The organism is uncultured Corynebacterium sp., from assembly GCF_902782855.1.
Taxonomy (GTDB): Bacteria; Actinomycetota; Actinomycetes; order Mycobacteriales; family Mycobacteriaceae; genus Corynebacterium.
Genome location: NZ_CACZOO010000059.1, coordinates 1 through 24670, shown reverse-complemented (window position 1 = coordinate 24670; position 24670 = coordinate 1). Strand labels below are relative to the sequence as shown.

25 protein-coding genes, 1 pseudogene and 1 riboswitch are annotated in these 24670 nt (G+C 68.0%); of the genes and pseudogenes, 15 read left to right on the top strand and 11 right to left on the bottom strand.

What is annotated here, in order from left to right; translation table 11 throughout:
• From QZV72_RS02605 to QZV72_RS02595, 3 genes and pseudogenes are all read right to left on the bottom strand, one after another.
• Positions 1-281 (bottom strand): annotated as a pseudogene (locus QZV72_RS02605) (hypothetical protein); the annotation flags it as partial.
• 98 nt (positions 282-379) lie between these two features.
• Positions 380-1534 carry a hypothetical protein gene (locus tag QZV72_RS02600; RefSeq protein ID WP_297004894.1) on the bottom strand — a complete coding sequence of 385 codons (1155 nt, stop codon included), beginning with the start codon at positions 1532-1534 and terminating at the stop codon, positions 380-382.
• A 100-nt stretch (positions 1535-1634) separates the two neighbouring features.
• Positions 1635-2429 (bottom strand): hypothetical protein, encoded by a 795-nt coding sequence (locus QZV72_RS02595; RefSeq protein ID WP_297004893.1) that lies wholly within the window; start codon positions 2427-2429, stop codon positions 1635-1637.
• A gap of 242 nt (positions 2430-2671) precedes the next feature.
• On the opposite strand from QZV72_RS02595, the gene QZV72_RS02590 reads away from it, so the two are divergent.
• On the top strand, positions 2672-3052 hold the full coding sequence (locus tag QZV72_RS02590; RefSeq protein WP_297004892.1) for a hypothetical protein: 381 nt from the start codon (positions 2672-2674) through the stop codon (positions 3050-3052).
• Between the two features lie 5 nt (positions 3053-3057).
• On the opposite strand, the gene QZV72_RS02585 is transcribed toward QZV72_RS02590, so the two are convergent.
• Positions 3058-3645, bottom strand: coding sequence for a hypothetical protein (locus QZV72_RS02585; protein WP_297004890.1), 588 nt, complete (start codon positions 3643-3645; stop codon positions 3058-3060).
• A gap of 31 nt (positions 3646-3676) precedes the next feature.
• Here QZV72_RS02585 and QZV72_RS02580 point away from each other — a divergent pair, with 31 nt between their 5' ends.
• The 6 genes from QZV72_RS02580 (at position 3677) to QZV72_RS02555 (ending at position 7925) form a co-directional block, all read left to right on the top strand.
• Positions 3677-4045 carry a hypothetical protein gene (locus QZV72_RS02580; RefSeq protein WP_297004889.1) on the top strand — a complete coding sequence of 123 codons (369 nt, stop codon included), beginning with the start codon at positions 3677-3679 and terminating at the stop codon, positions 4043-4045.
• Positions 4042-4797 carry a hypothetical protein gene (locus QZV72_RS02575; RefSeq protein WP_297004887.1) on the top strand — a complete coding sequence of 252 codons (756 nt, stop codon included), beginning with the start codon at positions 4042-4044 and terminating at the stop codon, positions 4795-4797. Before QZV72_RS02580 ends, QZV72_RS02575 begins: the two co-directional genes overlap by 4 nt.
• A 105-nt stretch (positions 4798-4902) precedes the next feature.
• Positions 4903-5286: a hypothetical protein gene (locus tag QZV72_RS02570; protein WP_297004885.1), complete on the top strand. Its 384-nt coding sequence runs from the start codon at positions 4903-4905 to the stop codon at positions 5284-5286.
• Positions 5287-5326: 40 nt separating this feature from the next.
• Complete coding sequence (locus QZV72_RS02565) at positions 5327-5959, top strand: LysE family translocator (protein ID WP_297004883.1); 633 nt, start codon at positions 5327-5329, stop codon at positions 5957-5959.
• Between the two features lie 395 nt (positions 5960-6354).
• Positions 6355-6921 (top strand): manganese efflux pump MntP family protein, encoded by a 567-nt coding sequence (locus QZV72_RS02560; protein ID WP_297004881.1) that lies wholly within the window; start codon positions 6355-6357, stop codon positions 6919-6921.
• A 248-nt stretch (positions 6922-7169) separates the two neighbouring features.
• The gene (locus QZV72_RS02555; RefSeq protein WP_297004879.1) at positions 7170-7925 is read left to right on the top strand and encodes a sulfite exporter TauE/SafE family protein; all 756 of its coding nucleotides are present in this window, start codon (positions 7170-7172) and stop codon (positions 7923-7925) included.
• Here QZV72_RS02555 and thiC read toward each other — a convergent pair.
• Entirely contained in the window at positions 7918-9609 is a 1692-nt protein-coding gene (gene thiC / locus QZV72_RS02550) for a phosphomethylpyrimidine synthase ThiC (protein ID WP_297004877.1), read from the bottom strand. The two genes, QZV72_RS02555 and thiC, sit on opposite strands and share 8 nt — an antisense overlap.
• Positions 9608-9719: riboswitch (TPP riboswitch) on the bottom strand. Its footprint overlaps the gene before it by 2 nt.
• A 73-nt stretch (positions 9720-9792) precedes the next feature.
• On the opposite strand from thiC, the gene QZV72_RS02545 reads away from it, so the two are divergent.
• Complete coding sequence (locus tag QZV72_RS02545) at positions 9793-12333, top strand: YhgE/Pip domain-containing protein (protein WP_297004875.1); 2541 nt, start codon at positions 9793-9795, stop codon at positions 12331-12333.
• Positions 12330-14507, top strand: coding sequence for a YhgE/Pip domain-containing protein (locus QZV72_RS02540; RefSeq protein WP_297004872.1), 2178 nt, complete (start codon positions 12330-12332; stop codon positions 14505-14507). The genes QZV72_RS02545 and QZV72_RS02540 overlap by 4 nt, the downstream gene beginning before the upstream one ends.
• Positions 14508-14511: 4 nt before the next feature.
• Here the strand turns inward: QZV72_RS02540 and QZV72_RS02535 are convergent, their stop codons facing one another.
• Genes QZV72_RS02535 through QZV72_RS02525 form a run of 3 tightly spaced genes read right to left on the bottom strand, consistent with a single transcriptional unit; the run spans position 14512 to position 16418 of the window.
• Complete coding sequence (locus tag QZV72_RS02535) at positions 14512-15249, bottom strand: SCO1664 family protein (protein WP_297004870.1); 738 nt, start codon at positions 15247-15249, stop codon at positions 14512-14514.
• Positions 15249-15707: a DUF3090 domain-containing protein gene (locus QZV72_RS02530; protein WP_297004869.1), complete on the bottom strand. Its 459-nt coding sequence runs from the start codon at positions 15705-15707 to the stop codon at positions 15249-15251. Before QZV72_RS02530 ends, QZV72_RS02535 begins: the two co-directional genes overlap by 1 nt.
• 9 nt (positions 15708-15716) lie before the next feature.
• Complete coding sequence (locus QZV72_RS02525) at positions 15717-16418, bottom strand: MSMEG_4193 family putative phosphomutase (protein WP_297004865.1); 702 nt, start codon at positions 16416-16418, stop codon at positions 15717-15719.
• A 250-nt stretch (positions 16419-16668) separates the two neighbouring features.
• Between QZV72_RS02525 and QZV72_RS02520 the strand changes: the two genes are divergently transcribed.
• From QZV72_RS02520 to QZV72_RS02495, 6 genes are all read left to right on the top strand, one after another.
• Positions 16669-17763, top strand: coding sequence for an iron ABC transporter permease (locus tag QZV72_RS02520; protein ID WP_297004862.1), 1095 nt, complete (start codon positions 16669-16671; stop codon positions 17761-17763).
• The gene (locus QZV72_RS02515; RefSeq protein WP_297004859.1) at positions 17760-18542 is read left to right on the top strand and encodes an ABC transporter ATP-binding protein; all 783 of its coding nucleotides are present in this window, start codon (positions 17760-17762) and stop codon (positions 18540-18542) included. Before QZV72_RS02520 ends, QZV72_RS02515 begins: the two co-directional genes overlap by 4 nt.
• 100 nt (positions 18543-18642) lie before the next feature.
• Positions 18643-19182, top strand: coding sequence for a cobaltochelatase subunit CobN (locus tag QZV72_RS02510; RefSeq protein ID WP_297004857.1), 540 nt, complete (start codon positions 18643-18645; stop codon positions 19180-19182).
• A 174-nt stretch (positions 19183-19356) separates the two neighbouring features.
• Positions 19357-20385 (top strand): ABC transporter substrate-binding protein, encoded by a 1029-nt coding sequence (locus QZV72_RS02505; RefSeq protein ID WP_297004853.1) that lies wholly within the window; start codon positions 19357-19359, stop codon positions 20383-20385.
• 217 nt (positions 20386-20602) lie between these two features.
• Complete coding sequence (locus tag QZV72_RS02500; protein WP_297004849.1) at positions 20603-21247, top strand: pyridoxamine 5'-phosphate oxidase family protein; 645 nt, start codon at positions 20603-20605, stop codon at positions 21245-21247.
• Positions 21248-21292: 45 nt separating this feature from the next.
• Positions 21293-21766 (top strand): PaaI family thioesterase, encoded by a 474-nt coding sequence (locus QZV72_RS02495; RefSeq protein WP_297004847.1) that lies wholly within the window; start codon positions 21293-21295, stop codon positions 21764-21766.
• Between the two features lie 5 nt (positions 21767-21771).
• Here QZV72_RS02495 and QZV72_RS02490 read toward each other — a convergent pair whose 3' ends face one another.
• From QZV72_RS02490 to QZV72_RS02480, 3 genes are all read right to left on the bottom strand, one after another.
• A complete protein-coding gene (locus QZV72_RS02490; protein WP_297004844.1) occupies positions 21772-22959 on the bottom strand; it encodes a hydroxymethylglutaryl-CoA synthase in 1188 nt (395 codons plus the stop codon).
• Between the two features lie 14 nt (positions 22960-22973).
• Complete coding sequence (locus QZV72_RS02485; protein ID WP_297004842.1) at positions 22974-24026, bottom strand: hydroxymethylglutaryl-CoA reductase; 1053 nt, start codon at positions 24024-24026, stop codon at positions 22974-22976.
• Positions 24027-24115: 89 nt separating this feature from the next.
• A complete protein-coding gene (locus QZV72_RS02480) occupies positions 24116-24616 on the bottom strand; it encodes a methylated-DNA--[protein]-cysteine S-methyltransferase (protein ID WP_297004895.1) in 501 nt (166 codons plus the stop codon).
• Between the last annotated feature and the right edge of the window lie 54 nt (positions 24617-24670).

Below are 24670 nucleotides of genomic sequence, written 5' to 3'. Positions count from 1 at the left end.
CGGCGGTGCCGTGGAGCAGTTCGGTGAAGGCGGTGGCCCGGGAGGTCGATGTTGAAGGCTCCGCAGGCCAGCGCAGTGCGGGTGCGGGGCATGCGGGTGAGCATGGTGCCGATGTCGCAGTAGGTCAGGGCCTTGCCCCGGGTGATGCCGAGGGTGCGGGCGAGGCGGTCGGCGGTGCGGTAGACGTTGTCGTCGGGGGCTGGCGTGCAGGAGGCGGCGAGGGCGAATTCACTGCGGTTGATGTGGAGTTTCGCTCGGGCTGCGGGGTCTGGGTTGGACACCAGTGACCAGGAGGGTGGTGGTGGAGAGTGTCTGGACGCGATTGTACATGCGTCATAGAAACCATGCGGATGTTTGATTCGGGACAAGCCGCTGCCGGCTATTCTGGGTCGTGTGATCCGGACCCGGGAGGGCGTCCTGTCCCCTGGACCGTGATGACCTTGTCTGCGACAGAGCACCGCAGCATCGGCGGCATGTTTCCGTCGGCGGGGCCTCCCCATACGGTCTGGTTCTTACAGTTCCAACCCTGGACGGTCTTGTTGGGTGAGGCTCCGAAGGAGCCGTCATGGGCGGGCTCGGAGAGGTATTCCTCGACTACGGAAACTGCTTCGGTGCAGTTGACGTCGCCGGACTCGACCTTCACCTCGGTATCGGTGAGGTTGCCGTAAAGTCCTTTGTCTGCGACTCCACAGGATTCGCGTGCGGACACTGAACGGGAGGAGGCGGAATCTGACTCGGTCAACGGGACCCCGACTGAAAGCTCCCGGCCCAGTTCGTCCTCGGTGCCGCATGACAGCATCATGCCGGTCTCCCGGGACACTCCCCAGCTCGGGATGGAACAAGTCCAGTCGTCGAGCTCGGTCATGTTCGAATTCCCGCCACTGGTGCTGACAGGTTTCGAAAGGTATTCGTTGACGGTCCTGAGGGCGTCGTCGCAGTCGACGATGCCCAGGGTGACCTGGAGGTCGGCACCGTCGAAGTCCGGGAATTCCCCGCCGGAGAGAGCGCCACAGGAATCCTTCGGGCCGGACCACGGGCTGCGCCAGGTGGTCGTGGATATGGTCCCGTCGTCGTACTCGAACGACTCGCCCCTCCGTTCGCACTTCAGCGTGTTACCGGCACCTGCGGTGCAGGTAATTCCGTCCACGGAGATCCGCTGGTCCGGATGAAGGACGGGCGCTTCCGGTTCGAGCGGGACGCCGTCGAGTCCGCCGACGGGGAGGAACGCCTTGTCATCGTCGTACCAGACGGCTGCTTGAGCGACTGTCGGAAGGCCGTACTGGACGCCGGGGATGTCATCGTCCATCGGGAGGGTGCAGAATATACCGCCGCCGTTGGGGGCGGACTCCGGCGAGAGTCGACAGGTCGTCCCGTCCTTTTCCAGTCTGAAGACGGTGGTGTCTTTGTCAGAGGCGAAATCGGTGGCGTCTACGGTCTCCACCTCATCTGCGGAGGATGATCCGCTGCACGAGGCCAGAGAGATGGCGGTGAGCAGAGCGGCTGAGGTGGCTGTGGCCAGTCGGAGAGGGGTCACGGGAATCCTTGGGTTCGGGAGTGTGGTTGTCGGAATCCTGACCGTATCCGGTGGGCAGGACGGCAAGATCAGGTGTTCGAATGAGCCTCTGTGATCAGATTCAGGACTGCTTCTTCATGCCCCGGCCGTCGAGTTCCTCGGTGACGCGCCAGGGGCGGGCGTAGAAGGCGTCCTCGTCGCGGTAGGTGAAGGCGGCGAGGATGCTCAACATGTCCTGACGGGTGAGAGGTTCGGGGAGTTGCAGGTGATAGTCGGGGGTGCGGTGCTCGACAAGCCAGCCCTGGGGTAGCAGGGCGGCCTGGACATAGATCACGCCTTCGATCCCCGCCGGGGCGACTCCCTCCGTGAAGACCGCCTCGCTCCAGAAAGTCCGGTCGATGATGATCTGGGGCATGCGGTCCCGCTCATCCTCGGAACGGATGCGGTCGTCCAGCACAAGTCCGTGGAGAACCGCCTCTGTCCCGCTGGTGTGGATGGTGCCCCGAGAGGTTCTCACCTGAAGCCCGGTGAAAGGGCCGGTCGCATTGACGAGGACGTTCCGCTTGTCGTCGATGAGACACAGCGGCAGGTGCGCGGCGTAGGTCTGCAGTGTCGCGGCAACGGCGTCGGCTTCGGGCAGGTCGTCCTTCACGGTAACCATGAGAAGTCGTGTGTTCTCACTGAGGAAACAGTCCTCAGGCTGCAGTGAGGTCTCATCGAGGATGACGTTCCGGTACAGCTGGAGGCTCTGGAGCGGGTCGCCGTCAAGGTCGTCGGGGACGGGACGTAGATAGTCCAGGAAGAACCCGCTGAAGGAACCTGCCAGTGAATCCGACGACCGGAATCCGGTCGGCTCTCCGATCTCAGCGAGGTAGTCGTCGAAGGAGACGGCACTGAAGAGGAAGTAGTTGGTCATGACAGGTCACCACACCCGGTCGAAGGCGCCGCGACGGTCGGGGCAATGGCGTTTGGCGGGGGTCTGGTCGGTACCGGTGGTCATCGGAGGTCCTTTCTGCAGGAAATCATGAACATTAGAGACAGGCGTGCATGTTGGTATCGGCTGTTGCGTAGTAAACACTAAGAACGGTAGCATAGATCCATGCACCGTGTGCAAAAAGTGCAGTACTTGAACGCAATGTTCGCGCCTACGATGGGTGCGTGGCCGAGGAACGCAGGGACGACGACATCAACGAGATCCGCAGAACGATCCGCGCGCAGCAGGCGAAGCTGCGCGCTCAGCTGCTGGCGGCCGAGCGCGCCAAGGTCGCCGACCACTGGGTCTCCGTCGGTAAGGCGCGTCAGCGCACCGAGGACGCCGCCGACCTCGCCGATGCGGGAATGGCCCGGGAGTACTTCCTCCAGGCCATCGACGACATGGCTGCCGTGAAGCGTGAGGCGGAGGAGTCTGTCCGTGAACTCGCGAACCTCCTCGTTCAGGACCTCGACGTTCCGTCCACCACGGTCGCACAGACCGTCGGAGTCAGCCACACCACGATCTACCGCTGGCTGGATCCCGACCGCAAGGGAACCTCAGGGTAAGGCACTCACCACGGGTAGCGCCGACCGGTCCACGGCGGCGTCCTGCGCAGGAGGTCGGTGACCTCGTACCGGGGGAGCCGTTCCCGGTCGGCACCGGCCGCGAGGCCCAGCTCGACGAGCGCCTCGGCGGGCGCGGGGGCGAGACAGGCCCAGGCGGTGCCGTCCCAGTGGACCATGAGAAGCAGCACCATGGCACCCTCGTCCCCGTGATGGTCGATCAGGCGGGCGGTCTTCAGCTCACCGAAGGGAACGGCGCGTACCGGACCGCGGCGCCGCTCCGCCACGAAACCCTCCTCGAAACGATGCATGACCAGCGGCCCGGTCCACAGTCGGAACAGTGCCACGTAGGTGCGCAGTGCCCCGGCGAGCAGGATGCACAGACCAGGCAGTCCGAACATCGGCAGGATGAGCCACCGCGGCCCGGGGCCGAGGAGAGCGCCGAGGACCGGGACCAGGCCGACGGTGAGCAGTACCGGACCCGAGAGGATGCTGCGCCGGCTGTGCCGACGACTGACCCGGTCAGAGCGCAGCCAGGTGCCGAGCGCCGCGGCGTCTGCGGCGTCGGTCACGCGGATCGGGGGGAGCGTGGTCATATGCACTGATCCTCCCATCTAATCTCGTGGCATGACGTGGTTGCTGGTTTTCGGACTCCTTGTGGTCGCCGGTGTGGCGGGTGCGGTGGTGCCGCACCGTGCCGACTACGGGGGAGGGAACGGGTTCCCCTGGTTCTGGGTGGCGTTCCCGGTGGCGGTGCTCCTGGTGGCGTTGTCGATCGGGGCGTGGCTGCCGGGACAGACCGTCGCCGGCGGGAACTTCGGGTGGGGTCTCTACATGCCGCTGGAGAACGAACCGGACGACAACTGGTACAACTTCCTCTCCGACGAGCCCGCCTGGCACCTCCTGCGCGGGGACGCCGCACGGTTCCTCTACCCGGCGGCCGCCCTGGTCGTGACCGGGATGAGCGTCCTCGCGTGGCGGGGGAGGCGGATATGACCCTCGTGTTCCTGCTCACCGCGGTCGTGGTCACGGTGGTGGTCGCGGCGGTCATTCCGCGGCGGGTCCCGGGCAGGGGCCCGGCCGGACCGGGGAGGACGCCCCGCTTCCCCTGGTTCTGGGTGGTGTTCCCGGTGACCGTTCTCGCGACCGCGAGCGCCGTGGGTGTTGTCCTGTCGCGGACGGTGGGGGTCACCGAGACCGACCACCGGCCCGTGGACCTCTCGCTGACCTACCCGGACTTCGGTGGTGGCGGTGACGTCCAGTTTCTCTCGAACGAGCAGTTCCGGTCGATTTCAGGGCCGCTGCCCGCGGATGTGTACCTCTGGGGTTGGCCGGTGCTGGCACTGGCGGGTGCGGCGCTCTGCCTGCGGCTCCTCGACTCCGGGGAGAGGAGGGCCCTGTCCGGTTCGTTCCGGTGGGCGACGCTGGCGCTCGTGGTCGCGGTGACCGCGGTCGTCCTCGGCGCAGTGACCGTCATCTACTACATGCACCACACACCTGCTCCGGTGCCGATGCCTGATCCACTGCCGACGACGCCCCTCCCCGGTCATGTCGTTCCGCTGACGACTGCCGGCCTGGCGGTGGCGACAGTGCTGGGTATCTCAGCGATGGTGCTCGGGTGGTGGGCACTGCGGGTGGAGCAGTCTCCGAGGACGGCTTTTGTCGCGACATGGACCGCCATCCTCGGCCCCGGCGTCGTGGTCGTCGCCGCGTTCTACGGCCTGTTCACCACACCTGTCCTGTACTGACCATCCCCGGGGGGCGGGCTCCGGTGCGTGCGAGGACGGCGGCGGCGACGGTGCGGCGTCGCGTCTACGTCCGGAACAAGAGAAACAAGTTGTATGGTTGGCGGAATGAGCAGCGCCCCCGACGGCATCGGCTTCGGCCCACAGTTCACCACGCCGGTCCTCCTGGGCCCGGCGCTGAACCCGGTGAACACCACGATGACCGCTGTCGCGCTCGGCGTCCTCGTCCGGTGGGGACTTCGGGCGGAGGCCCCGCTCATCGACGTGCGCATGCTCGCGCACAACGGGGCACTGCCCTGCACCTATCTGCGGATGTTCCTCACCTACACCGGCATGCACCTCATGGTCTACGGTGCCACCCGGTGGCTGCAGGACGCCGCCGGCTACTTCGCCGACCACGCCGGACTGATCCAGTTGGCCACCTGCCGGCCTGGATCGTCCTCTCGCCCGGTGGGGCGGCACTGGTTCTCACGGTCACCGACCCGGCACTGAGAGAGGGCACTGGGAGAGGGCACTGAGAGAGGAACTGAGGTTGTTCGACATCGCCCAGCTGGGCACGCTGGTCGTCGCGTGCGTGGTCCTCATCGCCGTACCCGGACCGTCGGTGCTTTTCGTCGTCGGTCGGGCGCTGAGCCACGGACGCGACATCGCCCTGCTCACCGCGGTGGGCAGGGCGGTGGGCTGCTACTCCGCCGGGGTGCTCGTCGCTGTCGGCCTGGGGCCGCTGCTGGAACGGTGGGACCTGCTGTTCCAGCTGTTCAAGTGGGGTGGCGTCCTCTTCCTGGTGTGGATCGGGATCCAGGCGGTCAGGCACGCCGGAGCGCTCGCCGAGGGGGACGCCGGGGCAGTCACCGGCCGCACCTCCCGGTGGCGGGCGGTGCGGGCCGGGGCGGTCGTCGGCTTCACGAACCCCAAGAACCTCATCATGTTCACCGTGGTCGTCCCGCAGTTCATCGACCCGGGCGCCGGGAACCTTCCGCTGCAGATGGTCCTCCTCGGACTGGTCCCGCTGGGTGTCGGTCTGATCTGCGACAGTGCCTGGGCGCTGACCGCGGCCACGGCGCGCGGCTGGCTGACCCGGTCGGCGAAGCGGATGGCCACCGTGCAGCGGGTCGGTGGAGTGTCGGTGATCGCGGTGGGGGCGTCGGTCGCGGTGACCTCGTGAACCGCGGACTCCCCGCCGTCCTCTGTTCCTCAGCACTCCTCAGCACTCCTCAGCCCTCTTCCGGCGTCCTTCGTAGACGGCGTCGCCGAGGAACTCCGCACGATACCCGGGGCCACCGGTGTACAGCTACGTTGCACCGCAACGTGCAGGGCACCGGCCGGGACGAACTCAACATCGTCACCGTCGGCGGAGGCGAACCCCAGCAGACTCGCCGTGACCCGGGACGCGGCGCGGATAGCGAACCTGCGGGGGGGAACGGCTGCGGGTGCTGACGAACAACACTGACGGGCGGGGGGAACCGACGGCGGACGATGACAGGACCATCAGGGTTCCATAGGTTGAACTTCTGAAAACGCCCTGGACGAACAGGTATACCGACAGGCATTCTCGTCAGCGTGTCATTTATCTCCCTGATCCTCCTCGGCGTCGGTGTCTCCGCCGACGCCTTCGCCGCGGCACTCGCGATAGGGGTGCGGAAGACCCGGATCACCGGTCGGATGGTCCTCACCGTCGGCGCCGTCTTCGCCGTCTTCCAGGTCCTCATGCCCCTGATCGGCTGGGCACTGGCGTCCTCCTTCTCCACGGTCCTGGCGCCGGTGGACCACTGGATCGCCTTCGTGCTGCTCGGTCTGCTCGGCGTCAACATGATCCGCGAGGCCCTGGGGCCGGACGGGACGAGTGGTGGCCCACGGGACCGGCTCGACATGCGTCACCTGCTCCTACTCGGCCTGGCGACCAGCGTTGACGCGCTGGCAGTCGGCGTGTCACTGGCGGTGACGCATGTGTCCGTCGCCGCGGCGGTGGGCGTCATCGGGGCGGTGACCTTCCTGCTGTCGGCCGGGGCGGTGGTGCTCGGACACCGTGCCGGGATGCGGTTCCGGCGCCCTGCGGAGATCCTCGGCGGGGTCGTGCTGATCGCCATCGGCACCCGGATCCTCCTCGAGCATCTCGGGGTGTGGTGACCTCAGCGCCCCGTCCACCCGTGCCTGGCGACCATGGCGACGGCGTCCTCGGACCGGATCCACGTGTGTGCGCCCGCACGGCGCCGGGCGGACACTGCGGCACACCAGCTCAGTCTGTGTTAGTCCCGTCCGACCCACGACGACCCCAGCTCCTGGCCGAGCTCGGAGATGGCCGTGTGATGACCTTTCCACACCGGAACTGACCCCGGCGTCTGTGGCTGCTGAGGGTAGGCCTACCGTTGAGTGCCGTGCTCACTGTCGCTGTCGTCCTCCTGGTCGCCGTCCTCGTCGGTGCGGTCCTCCAACGGATCACCGGCATGGGGCTGGGCCTCGTGGCGGGTCCCGTGCTGTCCGTCGCCCTCGGGCCGGCGGCCGGCGTCACCGTGGTCAACGGCCTGTCGATCGTCAATGCCGCGAACAACGCCTGGGCGGTGCGGGCACGCACGGACTGGCGACGCTTCAGGTACCTCGCCGGGGGACTGATCGTCGGTTCACTGCCCGCAGCCTTCGTGGTCACCGCGATCGACGGTCCGTGGCTGCTCGTCACGGTCGGGCTGCTGGTCATGGCGGCACTCGGGGTGACGATGATCAACACCGAGAAACTCCGGGTCAGCGGGAGATCCCGCGCCGCGATGATCATCGCCGGTGTAGCCGGGGGATTCATGAGCACCGTCGTCGGCATCGCCGCCCCCGCCTTCACCATCTACTCCCGGGTGACCAGGTGGGACTACCGCGACTTCGTCGCCACCCTCCACCCGGTGATCCTCGTGGCCAACGCGATCTCCTTCGTGGTGAAGATCATCTTCCTCACACACATCGACACCGGTGACCTGCCTGCGTGGATCTGGGTCGTCGCCCTCGCCACGATCTTCATCGGCGCCTGGTTCGGCGACCGGCTCAACGACCGGATGTCCAGCGAAGGGATGCGGAGACTGGCCACACTGCTCGCCTTCGCCGGGGCGGCCACACTGCTCATCCAGGGAGCCGTGCAGCTGGTCAGCTGACCGGCATCCCCGGTGCGGGGAGCGGCACCGGGGCACCGTAGGTCTCCCGGATGTCCTGCGAGATCCGCATGGAGCAGAACTTCGGACCGCACATCGAGCAGAAGTGCGCCGACTTCGCCGGTTCGGCGGGCAGGGTCTCGTCGTGGAACTCCTGCGCCGTCACCGGGTCCAGGCCGAGGGCGAACTGGTCGTTCCACCGGAACTCGAACCGGGCCTTCGACAGGGCGTCATCCCGGACAGTGGCGCCGGGGTGGCCCTTGGCGATATCGGCGGCGTGCGCGGCGATCTTGTAGGTGATCACCCCGGTCTTCACGTCATCCCGGTTCGGCAGGCCCAGGTGTTCCTTCGGCGTCACGTAGCAGAGCATCGCTGTACCGTAGCGGGCGATCTCCGCCGCCCCGATCGCCGACGTGATGTGATCGTATCCCGGCGCGATATCGGTGACCAGTGGGCCGAGGGTGTAGAACGGGGCGCCGTGGCACAGTTCCTGCTGGCGTTCCACGTTCTCCCGCACCTTGTGCAGTGGGACGTGACCGGGGCCCTCGACCATCACCTGGACGTCGTGTCCCCACGCCCGCTCGGTGAGTTCCGCCAGGGTGTCCAGTTCGGCGAACTGGGCGGCGTCATTGGCGTCCGCGGTGGACCCGGGACGCAGCCCGTCGCCGAGGGAGAAGGCGACGTCGTAGGCGGCGAAGATCTCGCAGAGCTCGTCGAAATGGGTGTAGAGGAAGTTCTCCCGGTCGTGGGCCATCGACCAGCCGGCGAGGATCGACCCACCGCGTGACACGATGCCGGTGACGCGGCCGGCGGTGAGTGGGATGTACCGGTGCAGTACACCGGCGTGGACGGTCATGTAGTCCACTCCCTGCTCGCACTGCTCGATGACGGTGTCCCGGTAGATCTCCCAGGTCAGGGCGTTGGCGACACCGTTGACCTTCTCAAGGGCCTGGTAGATCGGCACGGTACCGACCGGAATGGGGGAGTTGCGGATGATCCACTCCCGGGTGGTGTGGATGTCATTGCCGGTGGACAGGTCCATCAGGGTGTCCGCGCCCCACTTCGCCGCCCATTCCAGTTTCGCGACCTCCTCACTGATTGAGCTGGTCACCGCCGAGTTCCCGATGTTGGCGTTGACCTTGACGAGGAACGCCCGCCCGATGATCATCGGCTCCGACTCCGGGTGGTTGATGTTGCACGGGATGATGGCGCGTCCGGCGGCGAGTTCACTGCGGACGAGGTCGACGTCGCAGTTCTCGCGCAGCGCGACGAAGCGCATCTCCGGTGTGATGACGCCGCGCCGGGCGTAGTGCATCTGGGTGACGGTGTGACCGGTCCTCGCCCGCAGTGGTTCCGGGCGGCGTCCGCGCCACTGCTGTGAGGCGGCACCCCGGCGCAGGGCGGCACGGCCGTCGTCGAGGAGCAGATGGCCGCGGTGGTCGTAGGTCTCCGTGTCGCCGCGGCCGGTGATCCACTGCTCCCGCCAGGGGGCGAGGCCTTCTTCGGGGACGCTGCCCGGTCCCATCGTGCGGTAGACCTGCACCGGGGGATTGGGGGTGCCGTCGGGGGAGTCTTCGAGGTGGATCTCGGTGACGGGCACGGTGATGCCGTGGTCGGGGTCCGTGAGCAGCCCGGGACGGTGGGTCGGGTGTTGCTCGCGGGACGGGACTGGTGACAGATGTGGCATGGCTGAGGTCCTCACTTCCTCCGCCGGTGTTAACCGGATCAGGTTCAACGGTCCCGGACGGTGTGTGGTCCGGTCTCAGCCCCCTCGTCGGGGCCCCCGTGTGGTCGTTTCAAGTACTATCAGGGTCGAAGGTGGACGGCAATTCGACGGTTGTCGGGCCGGGGGATGATACGGTCGGCACCTGTGAATGCAAGCTGGTCGGTCTTCACCCGGGATCTCGGGCGGCTTTGGCGAACCCCGAAGGTGTGGATCATCGTCATCGGGGTGCTCTTCACCCCCGCGCTCTACTCCTGGTTCAACGTCGCCGCCTTCTGGGATCCGTACGGGCACACCGGGAACATCCGGGTCGCCGTGGTCAACGAGGACGAGGGAGGTGACTCCGACCTCTCCGGGCCACTCGACGTGGGGGCCAGGCTCGTGGACCAGCTCGCGGAGAATGACCAGCTCAGCTGGCAGTTCATGGCCGCCGGGGATGCCGAGGACGCTCTGCGCAAGGGGGACGTCTACGCCTCGGTCACCGTGCCGGACACGTTCACCTCGGACATTCTCAGCATGTTCCGGGGCACCTACTCGGAGCCGAGGCTGCTCTACCGTGTCAACGAGAAGGACAGTGCGGTCTCCCCGAAGATCACCGATCAGGGTGCGACCACACTGGACACCACGGTGAATTCCGTGTTCAAGGAGATGGTCGCCGAGGCGGTGTCCACCGAACTCAGTTCCGCCGGTGGCGACCTGGCGGGGAAGATCACCCAGGTACAGGGGAAGGCCACCTCCGCCTTCGACGAGACCGCACAGACGATGGCGGCCGCGCGGGACGGACTCACCCGGATCCGGGAGAGTCTCGACGGGGCCGGGCCGACCGTCACCGCCACACGCAAGACCCTCGGCTCGGTCGACTCCGCACTCGGTGACGCGGTAGACGCACTCGACCAGGTACGGGGCGTCATGTCCGACGTCCAGGAAAAGGTGGCGGCCTTCACCGGCGACGCCACCGACTCCTACCTGGGGATCAACCGGGCCCTGACGGACGCCACGTCCACCGCCGATGCCGCGGTCGCCGCGGTCACCGGCGAACTCGAGCGGGCGGGGACGGCGATCGACCATGCCGGCCGGGATGCTTCGGGCGCCCTGGCACAGAGCGAGCGGGTCATCCGTCAGCTCGAGAGCATGCTCGACGGTGCGGCGATCACCCCGGCGGCCGCACAGCCGCTGCGGGATGCGCTGGCCGACCTCCGGCAGCGCAGCGCCGCGGACCGGGCGCTGGTCGACAGTCTCACCGCACTGGGGGGCGACGCGACCGACGCGGCGTCCGGGGTCGGCGCCGCCGCCGACGCCTTCGGGACGGCGACCGATGACACCCGGGCCGCCGCGCGTGCACTGCAGACCTCGGTGTCGGACGCGCTGCCCGACCTGAACTCCGCGATCGACGGTGTGAACTCCACGGCCGGCCGTTTCTCCGGGGCGCTGGACTCCACCCGCATCCTGCTGCGGGAGTCGGCCGGTCTGCTCGACGGGGTCGATGACGGGCTCGACCGGGCCGACGGCGTCCTCGACTCCTTCGACGGGGACCTCTCGGGGATCGAGAGCGGACTGCGTACCGCGAAGACAGACATCCTCGCACTGGGGGCCGCCGCCGACGGCGGCGTGCTGGCCACCGTCACCGAGCTCGACCCGGCCAGTATCGGCCGGTTCATGTCCGCACCGGCTGAGGTGGAGAGCCATGCGGTCTACCCGGTCGCCGACTACGGCTCCGGGATGGCGTCCCTGTTCACGAACCTGTCGTTGTGGATCGGCGGGTTCATGCTGATGATCATCTTCCGCACCGAGGTGGACCGGGCGGGACTGCGTCGGCTCACCGTCGGCCAGGCCTACCGGGGCCGGCTGATGCTGCTCGGCGCACTGTCGGTGGCGCAGTCGGTGGTCGTCACCGTCGGTGACCTGATCCTCGGGGTGCAGACCGTCAACCCGCTGGCGTTCGTCACCACCGGTGTCCTCACCGGACTGGCGTACCTCACCATCATCTACGCCCTGGTCGTGGCACTGGGGCACATCGGGCGGGGCATTGCCGTGGTGCTGGCCTTCATTCAGATCCCGGGTGCGACGGGCATGTACCCGATCGAGATGATGCCCGACTTTTTCCGGGCAATATCCCCGTTCCTGCCGTTGACCCACGGCATCACGGCACTGCGCGAGACCGTCGGCGGCTTCTACGGCGACCACTGGTGGCGGTCGATGGGCGTGCTCGCACTGATGGCACTGGTCGCTTTCGTGGCGGGCATGCTGGTGCGGCGCTGGTTGTCCAACGTCAACCGGCAGGTCAACGACCAACTCGACGAGGGGGGACTGATCATCAGTGAGAGGGTGGAGATCACCGGCGGCGGCTACCGCCTCAGCGACGCACTGGGCGCGCTGCGCGACCGGGACGGCTTCCGCGACGAGATCGACCACAAGTGGCGCCGGCTACGCGAGAACTACACCACCTGGCTGGGACTGTCCGTGACCGTCGGACTCCTCGGTGTGGTGGTCCTCGGTGTGCTGGCCCGGATGCTGCCGGACCAGAAGACGCTGATCTTCGGACTGCTGTGCCTGTGGTTCCTGGTCGTCGTCGGCTTCATTGCCGCGCTGGACTACATCCGGCAGAGCTACCGGAGTGCGCAGGACGTCTCCGAGATGTCCGAGGATTCGCTGCAGCTCGTCGTCGCCGACAAAGGGGAGCGGGCATGAGAGGGATCGTGGAGATCATCCGCGGCGACCTGAGGGCCGCGGGCCGGAACGTGATGACGGGCATCGTGCTGTTCGGGCTGGCGGTCATCCCCATGCTCTTCGCCGTGTTCAACGTGCTCGCGAACTGGGACCCGTTCGACCGGACCGATGCCCTGAAGATCGCCGTGGCCAGCACCGACGAGGGTCACGAGAGTGATCTGGCACCGCTGACGCTGAATCTCGGTGACCAGGTTCTGTCACAGCTCAGCCGCAACGACCAGATCGACTGGGTCATCACCGACGAGGATGACGCGGTCGAGGGGACGAAGTCGGGGGAGTACTACGCCTCGATCGTCCTGCCGGAGGATTTCAGCACCTCCCTGCTGACCTTCTACGTCACCGGCACCGAGCCGACCCGGCTCGAGCTGTACACCAACGAGAAGAAGAACGCCCTGTCCACGGTGATCACCGCCCAGGGCGCCGCAGGCGTGATCACCCAGATCAACGACACCTTCGCCGAGATCATCGGCAGTGTCGGCCTGAGCGTGGTGTCGTCCCTGGACAACTACCTCGGGGAGGACGACACCAGGGCCGCGATCGACCGGATCAGGGCCCGGGTGGAGAACATCGGTGTCCAGCTGCATGCGGGGGCTCGGACGGTGCGCTCCCTCACCGGCATGCTGGATTCCACCGCCCCACTGCTGGAGGGGGCGGGGAACATCGCCCGCGCCGCCGGTGCCCAGTTCGACGGCACCGGCTCCGACCCCGGAGGCGGGGCGGACGCCACGGACCGCCTCGACTCCGCCCTGCGCAGCGCCGCGACGGCGCTGGAACAGGCGCTGACCTCGACCGCCGACAGCTACAGTGCGGTCGGCGACCGACTGGGCCCCCTCTTCGACAGCGCCGGGGACGCCGGTACCGACACCGCGTCGACGTTCACCGACCTGGCCGCACGCGTCAAGCAGCAGACCGACGGGTTCCGGGAGATCCGTGGGACACTCGACGACACCGTCGGTGCGGCATTGCCCGACGGGGCACAGGCCGGGTACGACCGGGCCCTGGCCGGGCTCGATGCGGCGATCGACCGCAGTGACGACCTCCACGACCGGCTCATGCGGACCGCGCAGGACATCACCGACGGTACCGCTGACGCGCAGGCGTCCCGTCAGAGTGTGGGGGACGCGCTGGACCGGGCGTCGACCGCACTCGACCGTGCCGTGACCGCCTACCGGCAGGACCTGCAACCGCAGATGACCCGGCTCGGTGGGACCCTCGACGACCTCGGGGACAGCATCGCCACCGTCAAGGAGGACCTCGGGGGCGTCGCCGCGACCTTCGGGGATTCACCGGGGTCACTGCAGGACACGCTGGACCGGGCCCGGGCGGTGACGGTGTCGGTCGCCGATGAACTCGACGAGCACGCCGACCGGTTCGGGGAGATGTCGGACGCCCTGTCGACCGTCGGGGAGAACGGGGACTTCTCGAAGCTGGCCCAGATCGTCGGTGACGACCCGGAGACCCTGGCCACGCGGTTGGCGGCTCCGGTGACGGTAGAGCGTGAGGCGGTGTACCCGGTGGCCAGTTTCGGTGCGGGGATGGCGCCGCTCTACGTCACCCTGGCACTGTGGGTCGGCGCGGTGCTCGCCGCGGTGTTCGTGCGTCCCGGCGTGGACGGGGAGGGGGAGACGTGCACACGGGCCCAGGCATACCTCGGCCGGTTCGGCATCTTCGCCCTGATCAGTCTGGCGCAGTCCACCATGGTGGCCCTCGGCATGATCGTCTTCGTGCAGGTCGAGGCCGCTCACCCGTTCCTGCTGATGCTGTGCTGCTGGGTGACCTCGCTGGTGTTCCAGCTCATCATCTACACGCTCGTCCTGTCACTGGGGAGTGCCGGTAAGGCGGTGGCGGTGCTGCTGCTGGTGCTGCAGGTGTCCGGCGGTGGTGGCGCGTACCCGCTGCCGCTGCTGCCCGGCTGGTTCCAGGGGCTCAGCCCGTGGCTGCCGGCCACCCACGCGATCGACGCGATGCGGGCGGCGATCGCCGGGATGTACCGGGGTGATCTGTGGATCGAACTCGGCATCCTGCTGCTGTTCGCCGTGCCCTTCCTGGTCCTCGGGCTGTGGCTGCGCGGGGCACTGGACGGTTACAACCGGAAGACCACCGAGGCGATCGAGAAGACGAGGGTCATGGGCTGAGCCGTCAGAAGACGGGCCAGGGCACAGCGGGCATGTCGCCGGCCGGACCGGGGAAGACGCCGGTCTCGCCCAGCAGCTCGCAGCGGCGGAGCAGGGCATCGACCTCGGCGGGACCGAGATGTTCGGCCAGTGTCTCACCGAGGTCGGCGTCCAGCTGTGCGCGTACCGCGGTGACGCCGGCGAGTTCGTCGGCGGTGAGCGGCTGCCCGACCCAGCCCCAGAGCACGGTGCGCAGCCGGGGGGCGGTGTGGAAGGTCAGTCCGTGGTCCACGCCGTAGCGGTGGCCGTCGGGCATCGGGAGGATGTGGGCACCCTTGCGGTCGGCGTTGTTGACCAGCACATCGAAGACCGCCATGCGACGCAGGGCGGGGGAGTCCTCGTGGATCACGGAGACCGCGGCGTTGTCGGCGTCGTACCCGTCGAGGACGTGGTGGTGTCCGGGCGGGATCTCGCCGGCGGGGACGAGGTCGACCGGGTCCTGGTCCGGATCGGCGTCCTGCCAGAGCTGCAGCATGCCGGTGCCGAACTGCCCGTCGCCGAGCCAGGTGGTCGGCACGATGTTCCAGCCTGTGGCCTCGGAGACGAGATAGGCGGCGACCTCGCGGTGGGCGAGGGTGCGGTCGGGGAAGTCCCACAGGGGCCTCTCGCCGCGGACCGGCTTGTAGACCACGGCGGTGCCGTCGTCGGTGTGGGCGAGGAAGGTCGCGTTGGAGGCGGTGGTGATCCGGCCGGTCAGCTCCATCACCGCTGGTCGCGTCCGGCGGCGACAACGGCCCGGGTGCGCTCGACGAAGGCGAGGGCTGAACCGACGGGGATACGGACGATGAAGAGCTGCTCCGGTTCGATGTCCGGGGCGGGCGCGGCCTCGATGACGACCTGGGTGGTCGTCGGGTCCCAGCTGAGGGTGAGGACGCCGACGCGGAACCCCTCGTCGAGCGGGAGGTCCAGTGGTTCATCGTCGACCAGCAGGGCGTCCGTCCCGTCGGGGACGCTGGCCGGGTTCCCCTCGAGTTCACGCAGCTGATTCAGCAGGTCGCCGATACCGTCGGCGAGTGCGGCGGACTGCTGCTTCTCCAGGGCGACGCTGAAGATCCGGTCATGGTCCTTCGCCTGCAGGTAGAACGTCCGGTCACCGGGGAGACCCACGGTGCCGACGACGAAACGGTCGGGCCAGTCGAATCCGTGTGTGATGGTGGACATGGGGCCAGCCTAGTGCCCGGCGCCGCCGCCCACCTGCGCAGCGCTGTTCCCGTCGTGGTCCGGGGCAGGGGCCGCGAGCCAGGAGAGGTCCCCGGCGGTGGTGTTGACGCAGAGCACGTGCGGTCCGGTGGGGGTGTAGCGGATGACGGTGACCGACGCCGGGTCGGCGTGGACGCGCTGGAAATTGTCGAGGGGCATGCCGTAGGCGTCGGCGACGACCGCTTTGATGATGTCGCCGTGACTGACGGCGGCCCAGACGGCGTGGGGGCCGTGGGTGCCGGTGATCCGTGCATCGTGGTGACGGACGGCGGCGACGGCGCGGGACTGCATGTCGGTCAGGGATTCACCGCCGGGGAAGACCGCTGCGCTCGGCTGCCCGGTGACCGTCTTCCAGAGCGGGTCCTCGGCGAGGTCGGTGAGCTTACCGTTCTGCCAGTCGCCGTAGTCGCACTCGGTGAGGTCGGCCTCGACGGTGAGGGTCGCGGGGGAGGTGGCGTCCTGCAGTGCGAGGAGCGCGTCCGCGGTCTGGCGGGTGCGTTCCAGGGGGCTGGTGACCACGGCGGCGAGAGGGACCGCGGCGAGGCGTCCGGCGGTGCGTCGGGCCTGTTCCAGACCGGTGTCGTCGAGGAGGACGCCGGGGGTGCGGCCGGCGAGGACGCCGGTGGTCCTCGCGGTGCTGCGTCCGTGGCGGACGAGGAGGACGGTGGCCATGGGGACGAGGGTAGGCGGAATCAGGATCTTGCGGAGTGGTGCACGGTCACGCCTCCGGGGCGTCGCCGTGAACGGCGGGTGTCCTTGTCGAGCCGGCCGGGGCCACCGGTCGCAACCGAGGGGGAGGTTGACCGGCTCACCGTGTGCGATCCGGGTGACGTGCTCGTTTACCCGTGATCACCATGATCTGCTATAGATAACGATTGTCATTATCAAGAGTGCGACAGTCTGACGGCAGGGAAGTGGTGCAGTGCGCAACGACAGTGCGGGGGTCACCACCCCGCGACGCGTGACACGGACCGGGCGGCGTGCCCCAGGCGCGCGCACCGCGAACGTCATCGCCCTCCCGGTCCTCGCGGCGTGCGTGGTGGCCTGCATGGTCATCGACATTTCCCTCGGCCCGGTGACTGTCTCGCCCGGAAACGTCCTGCGCTCCGTGATCTCCCTGGTCATCGGGTCGGACACCACCGACATCCCGGACTCGGCGGTCGTCACGTCCATCCGCATGCCCCGGGCCGCCACTGCAGCACTCGTCGGGGCCGCTCTAGCCGTCGCCGGCGCGGTGATGCAGGCCGTCTTCCGCAACCCCCTGGCCGATCCGGGCATCATCGGGGTCTCCTCCGGGGCGGCGACCGCGGCGGTGCTCGCCGTCACCACCGGCGTCACCGCGGTGGGCAGCTGGGCACTGCCTGCCGCTGCCTTCCTCGGAGCACTGGTCACCGTCACCCTCGTCCAGGCGGTCTCCTCACTACGCGGGGGAGGGCCCGCCACTCTCGTGCTCGTCGGTGTGGCCATCAGCGCCTTCCTCGGAGCGGTCACCTCCTCGGCGGTGGCGAACGCCCCGGAGGAGTCCGACATCCGCGGTGTCACCTTCTGGCTCAACGGCGACCTCGTCGCCCGCACCTGGTCGCACGCCGGTCTCGCCGTGGTTCCGGTGGTGCTCTGCCTGGCCGTGCTGACGGTCATGGCACGTGACCTCAACATCCTCATGATGGGGGACGCCGCAGCACGCTCCACCGGGGTCGATGTCCGTATCGTCCGCGGCGTCCTGCTCATCGTCGCCTCCCTGCTCACCGCATCCGCCGTGGCGGTCTCCGGCATCATAGGGTTCGTCGGACTGGTCGTCCCCCACCTGGTGCGTATCGTGCTCGGTCCTGACCACCGCCTGCTGCTGCCGGCCTCGGCACTCACCGGCGCCTGCTTCGTACTCCTCGCCGACACCGTCGCCCGCATGCTCTTCTCGCCGATCGTGCTGCAGACCGGTTCCGTCGTCGCCTTCCTCGGCTCCCCGGCCTTCCTCTGGCTGTTGCTGACCACCCGCTCCACCCGGCGGTTCACCCTGTGATCGAGGCACAGCACATCACCGTGGGGGCCATAGTGCGGGACGTCTCCTTCCACGCCTCGGACGGCCAGGTCACCGGCATCATCGGCCCCAACGGCGCGGGGAAGTCCACCCTGCTCGGCGCTCTTGCCGGGACCCGCCGGCACACCACCGGCAAGGTCCTCGGGACGACCGTGTCAGGGCGGGCCGACATCACCCGGCTGCGCGACCGACAGCGCGCCCGCGTCCTCGCCACTGTCCCGCAGGACACCGCCCTGAGCTTCGACTTCATCGCCCGTGATGTCGTCTCCTTCGGACGTCACCCCCACATCGGACGGTTCGGACGCCCCACCACCCGCGATCTCGCGATCGTGGAGGGTGCCCTGACCCGCGTCGACATCCGCCGGTTCGCCGATCGGCCGGTGCCGACGCTCTCCGGTGGCGAGCGCCAACTCGTGCACATCGCCCGGGCCCTGGCACAGGACACCCCGTTCCTGCTCCTCGACGAACCGGTCAGCGCACTGGACCTGCACCACGAACTGGCGGTCCTCACCCTGCTACGGGACCTCGCCGCACAGGGGCGGACCGTGATCACCGTCCTCCACGATCTCACCCAGGCCGCCCGGTTCTGTGACCGGCTCATCCTCATCACCGACGGGCAGGTGAGGGCGTCCGGCACTCCGGAAGAGGTCCTGGTCCCCACCGTCCTCGACCCGACCTACCGGGTGCGCACCACCGTGCGCACCGACCCGGACACGCACACACCGACCGTCACCGCCTTCACCACCCGGGGAGACCACTGATGACCCGTCCCACCGCCGGTGAGGACCTCCGTGAGCTGCCGGGCTTCCCCGACAGCACGACAGGCCCGGGGGTGCTAGCCCTCACCCGCGGCATTGGCAGGTGCTGCTCACCGGGTCGGTCCCGCACGCCTACCTGGATGCCGCGAACAACCCGGCCGAGGGCACCATCGCGGAACGACGGGCGGCGGCGCAGCTCGTCAGTCACCTCAGCCCCGCCCTCGACGACGTCGACCTGTACCGGGCCTTCGAGGAGGTTGACGCGCTGCTCGCTGAGTTGGCACAGGCGGCGTCCACCCCGGAGAAGCCTGCCCCTGAAATCCTGCCACGATTCCACACCACCCCGGTCGCGGTCGGGCTGCATGTCGCCGGTGGACCGCCGGCATCCACCGCGGGGGAGAACAGACTGCGTGGCTTCTGCACGGCCGTCGCCGCCGGTGACCGGACCGCGGCGGGCGGTGACGCCCACCCCGACGCCTGGTGGGACCATCTGCACGTGCTCCACACCCGTCGCACCGGCGGGATCCCGGAATCCGGAGTCCGGTCCGGGCCCACCACCGGGTCGTCATCGACGACCTCGACGCGACCCTGGAAGGACTTGAATGACCACTATGACGGCGTTGCTCCGGGCCCGGGTCCGTGACGTGCAGATCGTTCCCGTGCACCGGACCGGACGGTTGTCGGCGCCCGGATGAAGGAACCACATCACCGGACGTGGCATCAGGAAACAAGTGGACCAAAGACAAGTGGACCAAAGACAAGTGGACCAAAGACAAGTGGACCAAGTGGACCACGAGACAGATAAGGACACGAACCAATGACAGCATCAGCACGGAGGAGCCGCCGCGGTTTCTCGCCGACCTCACGTCGCGCGGTGGCCCCGGTCGCCCTGTGCACCGTCGCTGCACTCGCCCTCGCCCTCGGTGCCTGCTCCTCCGACGACAGCCCCGGCTCCGTGGACAGCACCGGATCAGGTGGTAGCTCGGCGGCCCCGTCAGAGGACTTCCCCCGCACCGTCTCCGTCGGCGATGCGCAGGTCAGGGTGAAGGCGCAACCGGAACGTATCGCCGTCGTCTCCCCGGACGCGGCCTCGCTGGTGACGCAACTCGTCCCTGTCGACCACATCGTCATGCTCACCGACCAGGGGAAAGACAACCCTGATGGCCCGGTGATCGTCCCGGGCTCCGCCAGCGTGGACCCCGAGCAGATCCTGTCCGTCAACCCCGACCTGGTCGTCGTCACTGTGCGCCACGGTCAGGAGAAGGACGCCGGTGCGGTGCTGCAGGATTCCGGCATCCCGGTCGCCGAGTTCGACGCGGGAGCGTGGTCCGGGATCGACGACCTGCTCACCAACCTCGACACCCTCGGTCAACTCACCGGCGCGGACAGTAAGGCTCAGGAGCTTCACGAGCAGATCACCCGGGATCGGCGGCGCATCACCGGGGTACTGGACAAGGACGTGGCGAAGCCGCGCGTGCTCACACTGATGGCCCGCGGTGGGCAGAGGATGATCATGCCACCGACGACGATGATGAACGGTCTGGTCCGGGAGGCAGGAGGCACCGTCATCGCCGACGAGACCGGTTCGCACGGGGCGGCGCCGGCGGATCCGGAGGTTATCGCCCGGCTGAACCCGGACGTTATCCTGGTGGAGGATTACCGTGGCCGGGGCGAGCAGGACTTCGCCGATCTGCTCGCGGATCCGGCGCTCGCCGATGTCCCTGCGGTGCAGGATCATCGTGTCGCCTACCTGCCCACTGCCACGACCGGTGTATCTGCCGGAGCTCGGATCGGCGAGGGACTGGACGCGGTCGGCCACGCTGTCGGCACGCTCGACGCACAATGAGCACCACCGGAACCGTGGGCACCGGTGCCACGGCAGCGGCCGGAGTCACCGCCCGGTGGAACCCGGTGAGGATATCTGTTCCGCCACCGTCCCCTCCGGGCGTCTGCCGGCCGGGACAACCATCGGTGGACTCCTGAGATGGGGTGGTGCCGGGGGGGCGTTCCGCCCTCGTACCCGGCGGCGGCTACAGTATCGGCAGTGAACGGAAGGAACCGAGATGGGCTACGCGGACATCGCCTTCGACGGATTCGTCAGGGCCAGACAGGACGCCCGGGGCGTCGGCAACCGGGCGGACACCTCCGGTGCGTCCGGGGCTGAACTCGACCCGGGGGACGCGAAGCTGATCCGCCGGGCGCGGATGTTCATGATGGCCACGGTCACCGGAACGGGCTGGCCGTACGTGCAGCACAAGGGTGGCCCGGCGGGGTTCGTGAAGGTGCGGACCACCGGTGGGCAGTCGCAGCTGATGTTCCCGGACTTCACCGGCAACCGGCAGTTCGTCACCGCCGGGAATCTCGACCGGGACGACCGGGTGTGCCTGTTCTTCGTGGACTTCACGACGCGGTCGCGGGTGAAGGTCTTCGGACACGCACGGCTGGTCGAGGCCGCCGAGGACCCGGAGCTCATCGAGCGGCTGCGGGAGCTGAAGGATGCCCGGATCACCTCCCCCATCGAACGGGCGGTGATCGTCGATGTCGCGGCATCCGACGCGAACTGCTCAAAGCAGATCACCCCGCGCTGGACGCGTGAAGAGGTCGAGGAGCGCATCGACCTGTACCGCAGGGACATCGCGGAGCGGGACGCCCGCATCGCGGAATTGGAGTCGCAGCTCGCGACTGCGTGGCCTTCTCCTCAGGACTGAGGAAACCACCCACGGCGCGCCCACGGTCGTAATACCATTGTCTCCGTGCTGAAACCATCCCCCCGCCAGCTGAAGTTCGTGCTCAACTTCTTTCCGCCCTACGTCGGCTCCGGCATCCGCATGAAGTACATCGCAAAGGACGGTTCACGGGTCGTCACCACCCACCGCCCCCGCCGGATCAACGCGAACCTCGTCGGCTCCGCCTTCGGTGGCACGATCCAGACCATGACCGACGGGTTCTACCTGTTCATGGGCCTCACACGACTCGGTGGGGACTACAACGTGTGGGACGCAGAGTCCCATGTCACCTACCTCAAACCAGGCAGGGGAAAGATCACCGCGGACATGCGCACCGATGACACCACCTTCGAGCTCATCAGGGAGAAGACCGCGGGCGGGGAGAAGTACCTGCACTGGTTCACCACCGACATCACCGACGGGTCGGGCGATGTGGTCGCCACCGTGCGCAGCAGGGTGTACTTCCGGCTCAAGGAGCGGGCCCGGCCACAGCTGGTGTAGTGGAGCTACCGCACCTCGTACTGGCGGGCCCGGTCGGTCACGCCTGCGAAGCGGAACGGACCGGTGGTGACCTTCGGGGTGACCTGCTCGTCGCTGGTGCCGTGTGGGGCGGCGTGGAGGGCACGGTACTCGGCGATGCTCACCGGTACCCGACTGTCCAGCAGTGTCTCCGCCCGGGACGGGTTTCGGCGCGACAGGTAGCCCGGCTGCACCACGCCGGTGAAGAACTCGGACACGCAACCGGAGCCGTAGCTGAACAGTCCGATGCGGCGTCCCTCCAGGGAGTCGTCGTGGTCGAGGAGGCTCGCGAGTCCGGAGTAGATCGACGCGGTGTAGCTGTTGCCCAGCCGACGGTTGTAGATCGAACCGGTGGTCAGGCCGGTGTCGCGGCCGTCGATCTCGTCACCCGGGTTCAGTGCGGTGCTGATCTCCTCGCCGGTGACCTCACGGAGCCGCTGCTGGGCCTTCTTCGCCATCTTCGTGTACGGCTGGTGGTACAGGATCCGGTCGATGTCGGCGATCGCGGGACCGCCGTTGGCCTCCAGATCCTTCCACGCGTCGGCGAGGGCGTCCAGGTAGGCGTCGACAGACAGGTGTCCGTCGACGACGGCGGTGGTCGAGTCATTGGGACGCCAGAAATCATCGACATCGGTGGTGGAGATACCGTTCACCGGTTCGATCTCCAGTACGGCGGGGTCGGCGGAGACGAGCATCGCCACTGCACCGGCACCCTGGGTCGGCTCACCGGGGGAGTCCAGTTCATAGCGGGCATTGTCGCTGGCGATGACGAGGACCCGTTCCTCAGGGCTGCGGGCGACGATACCTACGGCGGCCTGCAGGGCGGCGGTCCCGCCGTAGCACGCCTGCTTCATCTCCACGACGCGGACATTGTGCGGCAGCCCCAGCAGACGCAGTGCGGCGATACCGGCGGCCTTCGACTGGTCCACGCAGCTCTCCGTGGCGAAGAGCAGGGTGCGGATGCCCTCGGTGCCGTTGCGCTCCAGGAGGGGCTGGGCGGCGGCGGCGCCCATGGTGATGATGTCCTCGTCCTCGGCGAGCACACTCATCTGTGACTGGCCGAGGCCGAGAATGTACTTGCCGGGCGCGACACCGGAGAATTCCGCCAGCTCGGCGAGTTCGACAACGTGGTGGCCGGTGGCCATCTCCAGGTCGTGGATACCGATTGAAGTCATGGTTTCTCGCCTTTCTAACGTTCCATGGACAGGTGGGTGGACATCAGCTCACCGGGGTTGGTCTGTGCAGCGAGCAGGGACAGTTCCCCGCAGAGTACGGCAGCTGCGATGAGGGACGCCAGACGCCGGGAGTTCGCGCCGACCTCACGGTCCTCCCGGCAGCCGAGGCGTTCGAGGGCCGCAGTGACGTCCGGAAGGTGCTTACCGCTGCCGACGGTGCCGACGATGATGTTCGGCAGGGTGCAGGAGAAGTAGAGTCCGTCCTCGCGCGCCTCGGCGTAGGTGATGCCCTGGGAACCCTCGACGATGTTCGCGGCATCCTGCCCGGTGGCGAGGTAGAAGCCCAGCAGCATGTTCGCGTAGTGGGCGTTGGCGGAACGCAGGGCGCCGGCGATCGTAGAGCCGACGAGGTTCTTGCGTACGACGAGGTCCTCCAGAGCGGACGCCGTGGTGCGCAGTCGACGCTCCACGACTTCGTGAGGGAGGAGGATCTCGGCGATGACGTTCTTGCCGCGGCCGAGGATGCCGTTGACGGCGGTGGCCTTCTTGTCGCTGCAGTAGTTGCCGGAGACCGAGCCGTAGTCGAGGCCGAGGTTCCAGGACAGGATGCGCTCCATGAGGGCGTCGGCGGCTTTAGTGACCATGTTGTGGCCGGAGGCGTCGCCGGGGTGCAGCTCGAAACGAACGTAGAGCAGATTACCGACGATCTCGGTGTGCAGGTCGACGAGGCGGCCGTGGCTGGTGGTGGATGCCACGGCGTCCCGCAGGTCGGGGAGCCGGTCGGCGATGACCCGGGACGCCTCGAAGGCGACGGCACCGTTGTCGGCGACGAAGAGCACCGAGCGGGTCATGCACTCGCTGACGACGGTCGTCCGGATGCCGGTGGGCAGCTCACGTGAGATACTCGCGCCACGACCGACGGACGGCCACAGGGGAGTCTCGAAGGTACACAGCGGCACCGACACCTCCTCGTAGTCGTCACCGCTGGTGAAGGCGTTCCCGCTGATACGTAACGGGCCCACCCACTGGGTGGGGATGGCGGTCGTCGTCGGCTCTGGTCTGTTCAAGTCAGGTCTTTCTGGGCGCAGTCGGTCGGGTGGGATCTACTTCACAGTAGGTTACCTTCCGCGGCCGACCCCGTTGCAGGGTTCCCCGTTCAGGGTCGGTGCTCCAGCTCCAGCAGGAACTTCTTCGCGTCCGTCCCACCGCGGTAGCCGCCCAGACCACCGTCGGAGCGCAGGACGCGGTGGCACGGGATGACGAGGGGCAGCGGATTTCCGGCGCAGGCGGTGCCGACGGCCCGGACGGCGTTCGGGTTACCGACAGCCTCCGCCACTTCCCTGTAGGTGCGGGTCTCGCCGTACGGTATGTCGCGCAGTGCACGCTGGGCGGTGCGGCGGAAGGAACTCCCCGGCAGGTACAGGGGCAGGTCGAAGCCGCGGCGTGATCCGGTGAAGTACTCGTCGAGCTGGGTGGAGGCGTCCTCGAGAAGGTCGGAGGTTCCCTCGACGACGGTGTGCCCCCCACCGGACAACGAGTCCAGGACCGCCCCGGCATCCTCGCACGCGAAGGCGATACGGACGAGCCCGGACGGGGAGGACGCCAGGAGAAGCGGGCCGATCGGTGATTCGACGGTGCAGTGGGTGATGTCGGACATGCCCTCACGGTAGCCGTGGTCGTCCGGCTCCGAGGGGTTGTTGCCCGGGGGTTG

Excerpts from the sequence above, each read along its gene's own strand:
- QZV72_RS02575 (WP_297004887.1), top strand. The coding sequence starts at position 4,042 with ATGACCCTCGTGTTCCTGCTCACCGCGGTCGTGGTCACGGTGGTGGTC.
- QZV72_RS02480 (WP_297004895.1), bottom strand. The coding sequence starts at position 24,616 with ATGTCCGACATCACCCACTGCACCGTCGAATCACCGATCGGCCCGCTT.
- QZV72_RS02570 (WP_297004885.1), top strand. The coding sequence starts at position 4,903 with ATGAGCAGCGCCCCCGACGGCATCGGCTTCGGCCCACAGTTCACCACG.
- QZV72_RS02585 (WP_297004890.1), bottom strand. The coding sequence starts at position 3,645 with ATGACCACGCTCCCCCCGATCCGCGTGACCGACGCCGCAGACGCCGCG.
- QZV72_RS02535 (WP_297004870.1), bottom strand. The coding sequence starts at position 15,249 with ATGGAGCTGACCGGCCGGATCACCACCGCCTCCAACGCGACCTTCCTC.
- QZV72_RS02595 (WP_297004893.1), bottom strand. The coding sequence starts at position 2,429 with ATGACCAACTACTTCCTCTTCAGTGCCGTCTCCTTCGACGACTACCTC.
- QZV72_RS02530 (WP_297004869.1), bottom strand. The coding sequence starts at position 15,707 with ATGTCCACCATCACACACGGATTCGACTGGCCCGACCGTTTCGTCGTC.
- QZV72_RS02540 (WP_297004872.1), top strand. The coding sequence starts at position 12,330 with ATGAGAGGGATCGTGGAGATCATCCGCGGCGACCTGAGGGCCGCGGGC.
- QZV72_RS02580 (WP_297004889.1), top strand. The coding sequence starts at position 3,677 with ATGACGTGGTTGCTGGTTTTCGGACTCCTTGTGGTCGCCGGTGTGGCG.
- QZV72_RS02490 (WP_297004844.1), bottom strand. The coding sequence starts at position 22,959 with ATGACTTCAATCGGTATCCACGACCTGGAGATGGCCACCGGCCACCAC.
- QZV72_RS02505 (WP_297004853.1), top strand. The coding sequence starts at position 19,357 with ATGACAGCATCAGCACGGAGGAGCCGCCGCGGTTTCTCGCCGACCTCA.
- QZV72_RS02500 (WP_297004849.1), top strand. The coding sequence starts at position 20,603 with ATGGGCTACGCGGACATCGCCTTCGACGGATTCGTCAGGGCCAGACAG.
- QZV72_RS02525 (WP_297004865.1), bottom strand. The coding sequence starts at position 16,418 with ATGGCCACCGTCCTCCTCGTCCGCCACGGACGCAGCACCGCGAGGACC.
- thiC (WP_297004877.1), bottom strand. The coding sequence starts at position 9,609 with ATGCCACATCTGTCACCAGTCCCGTCCCGCGAGCAACACCCGACCCAC.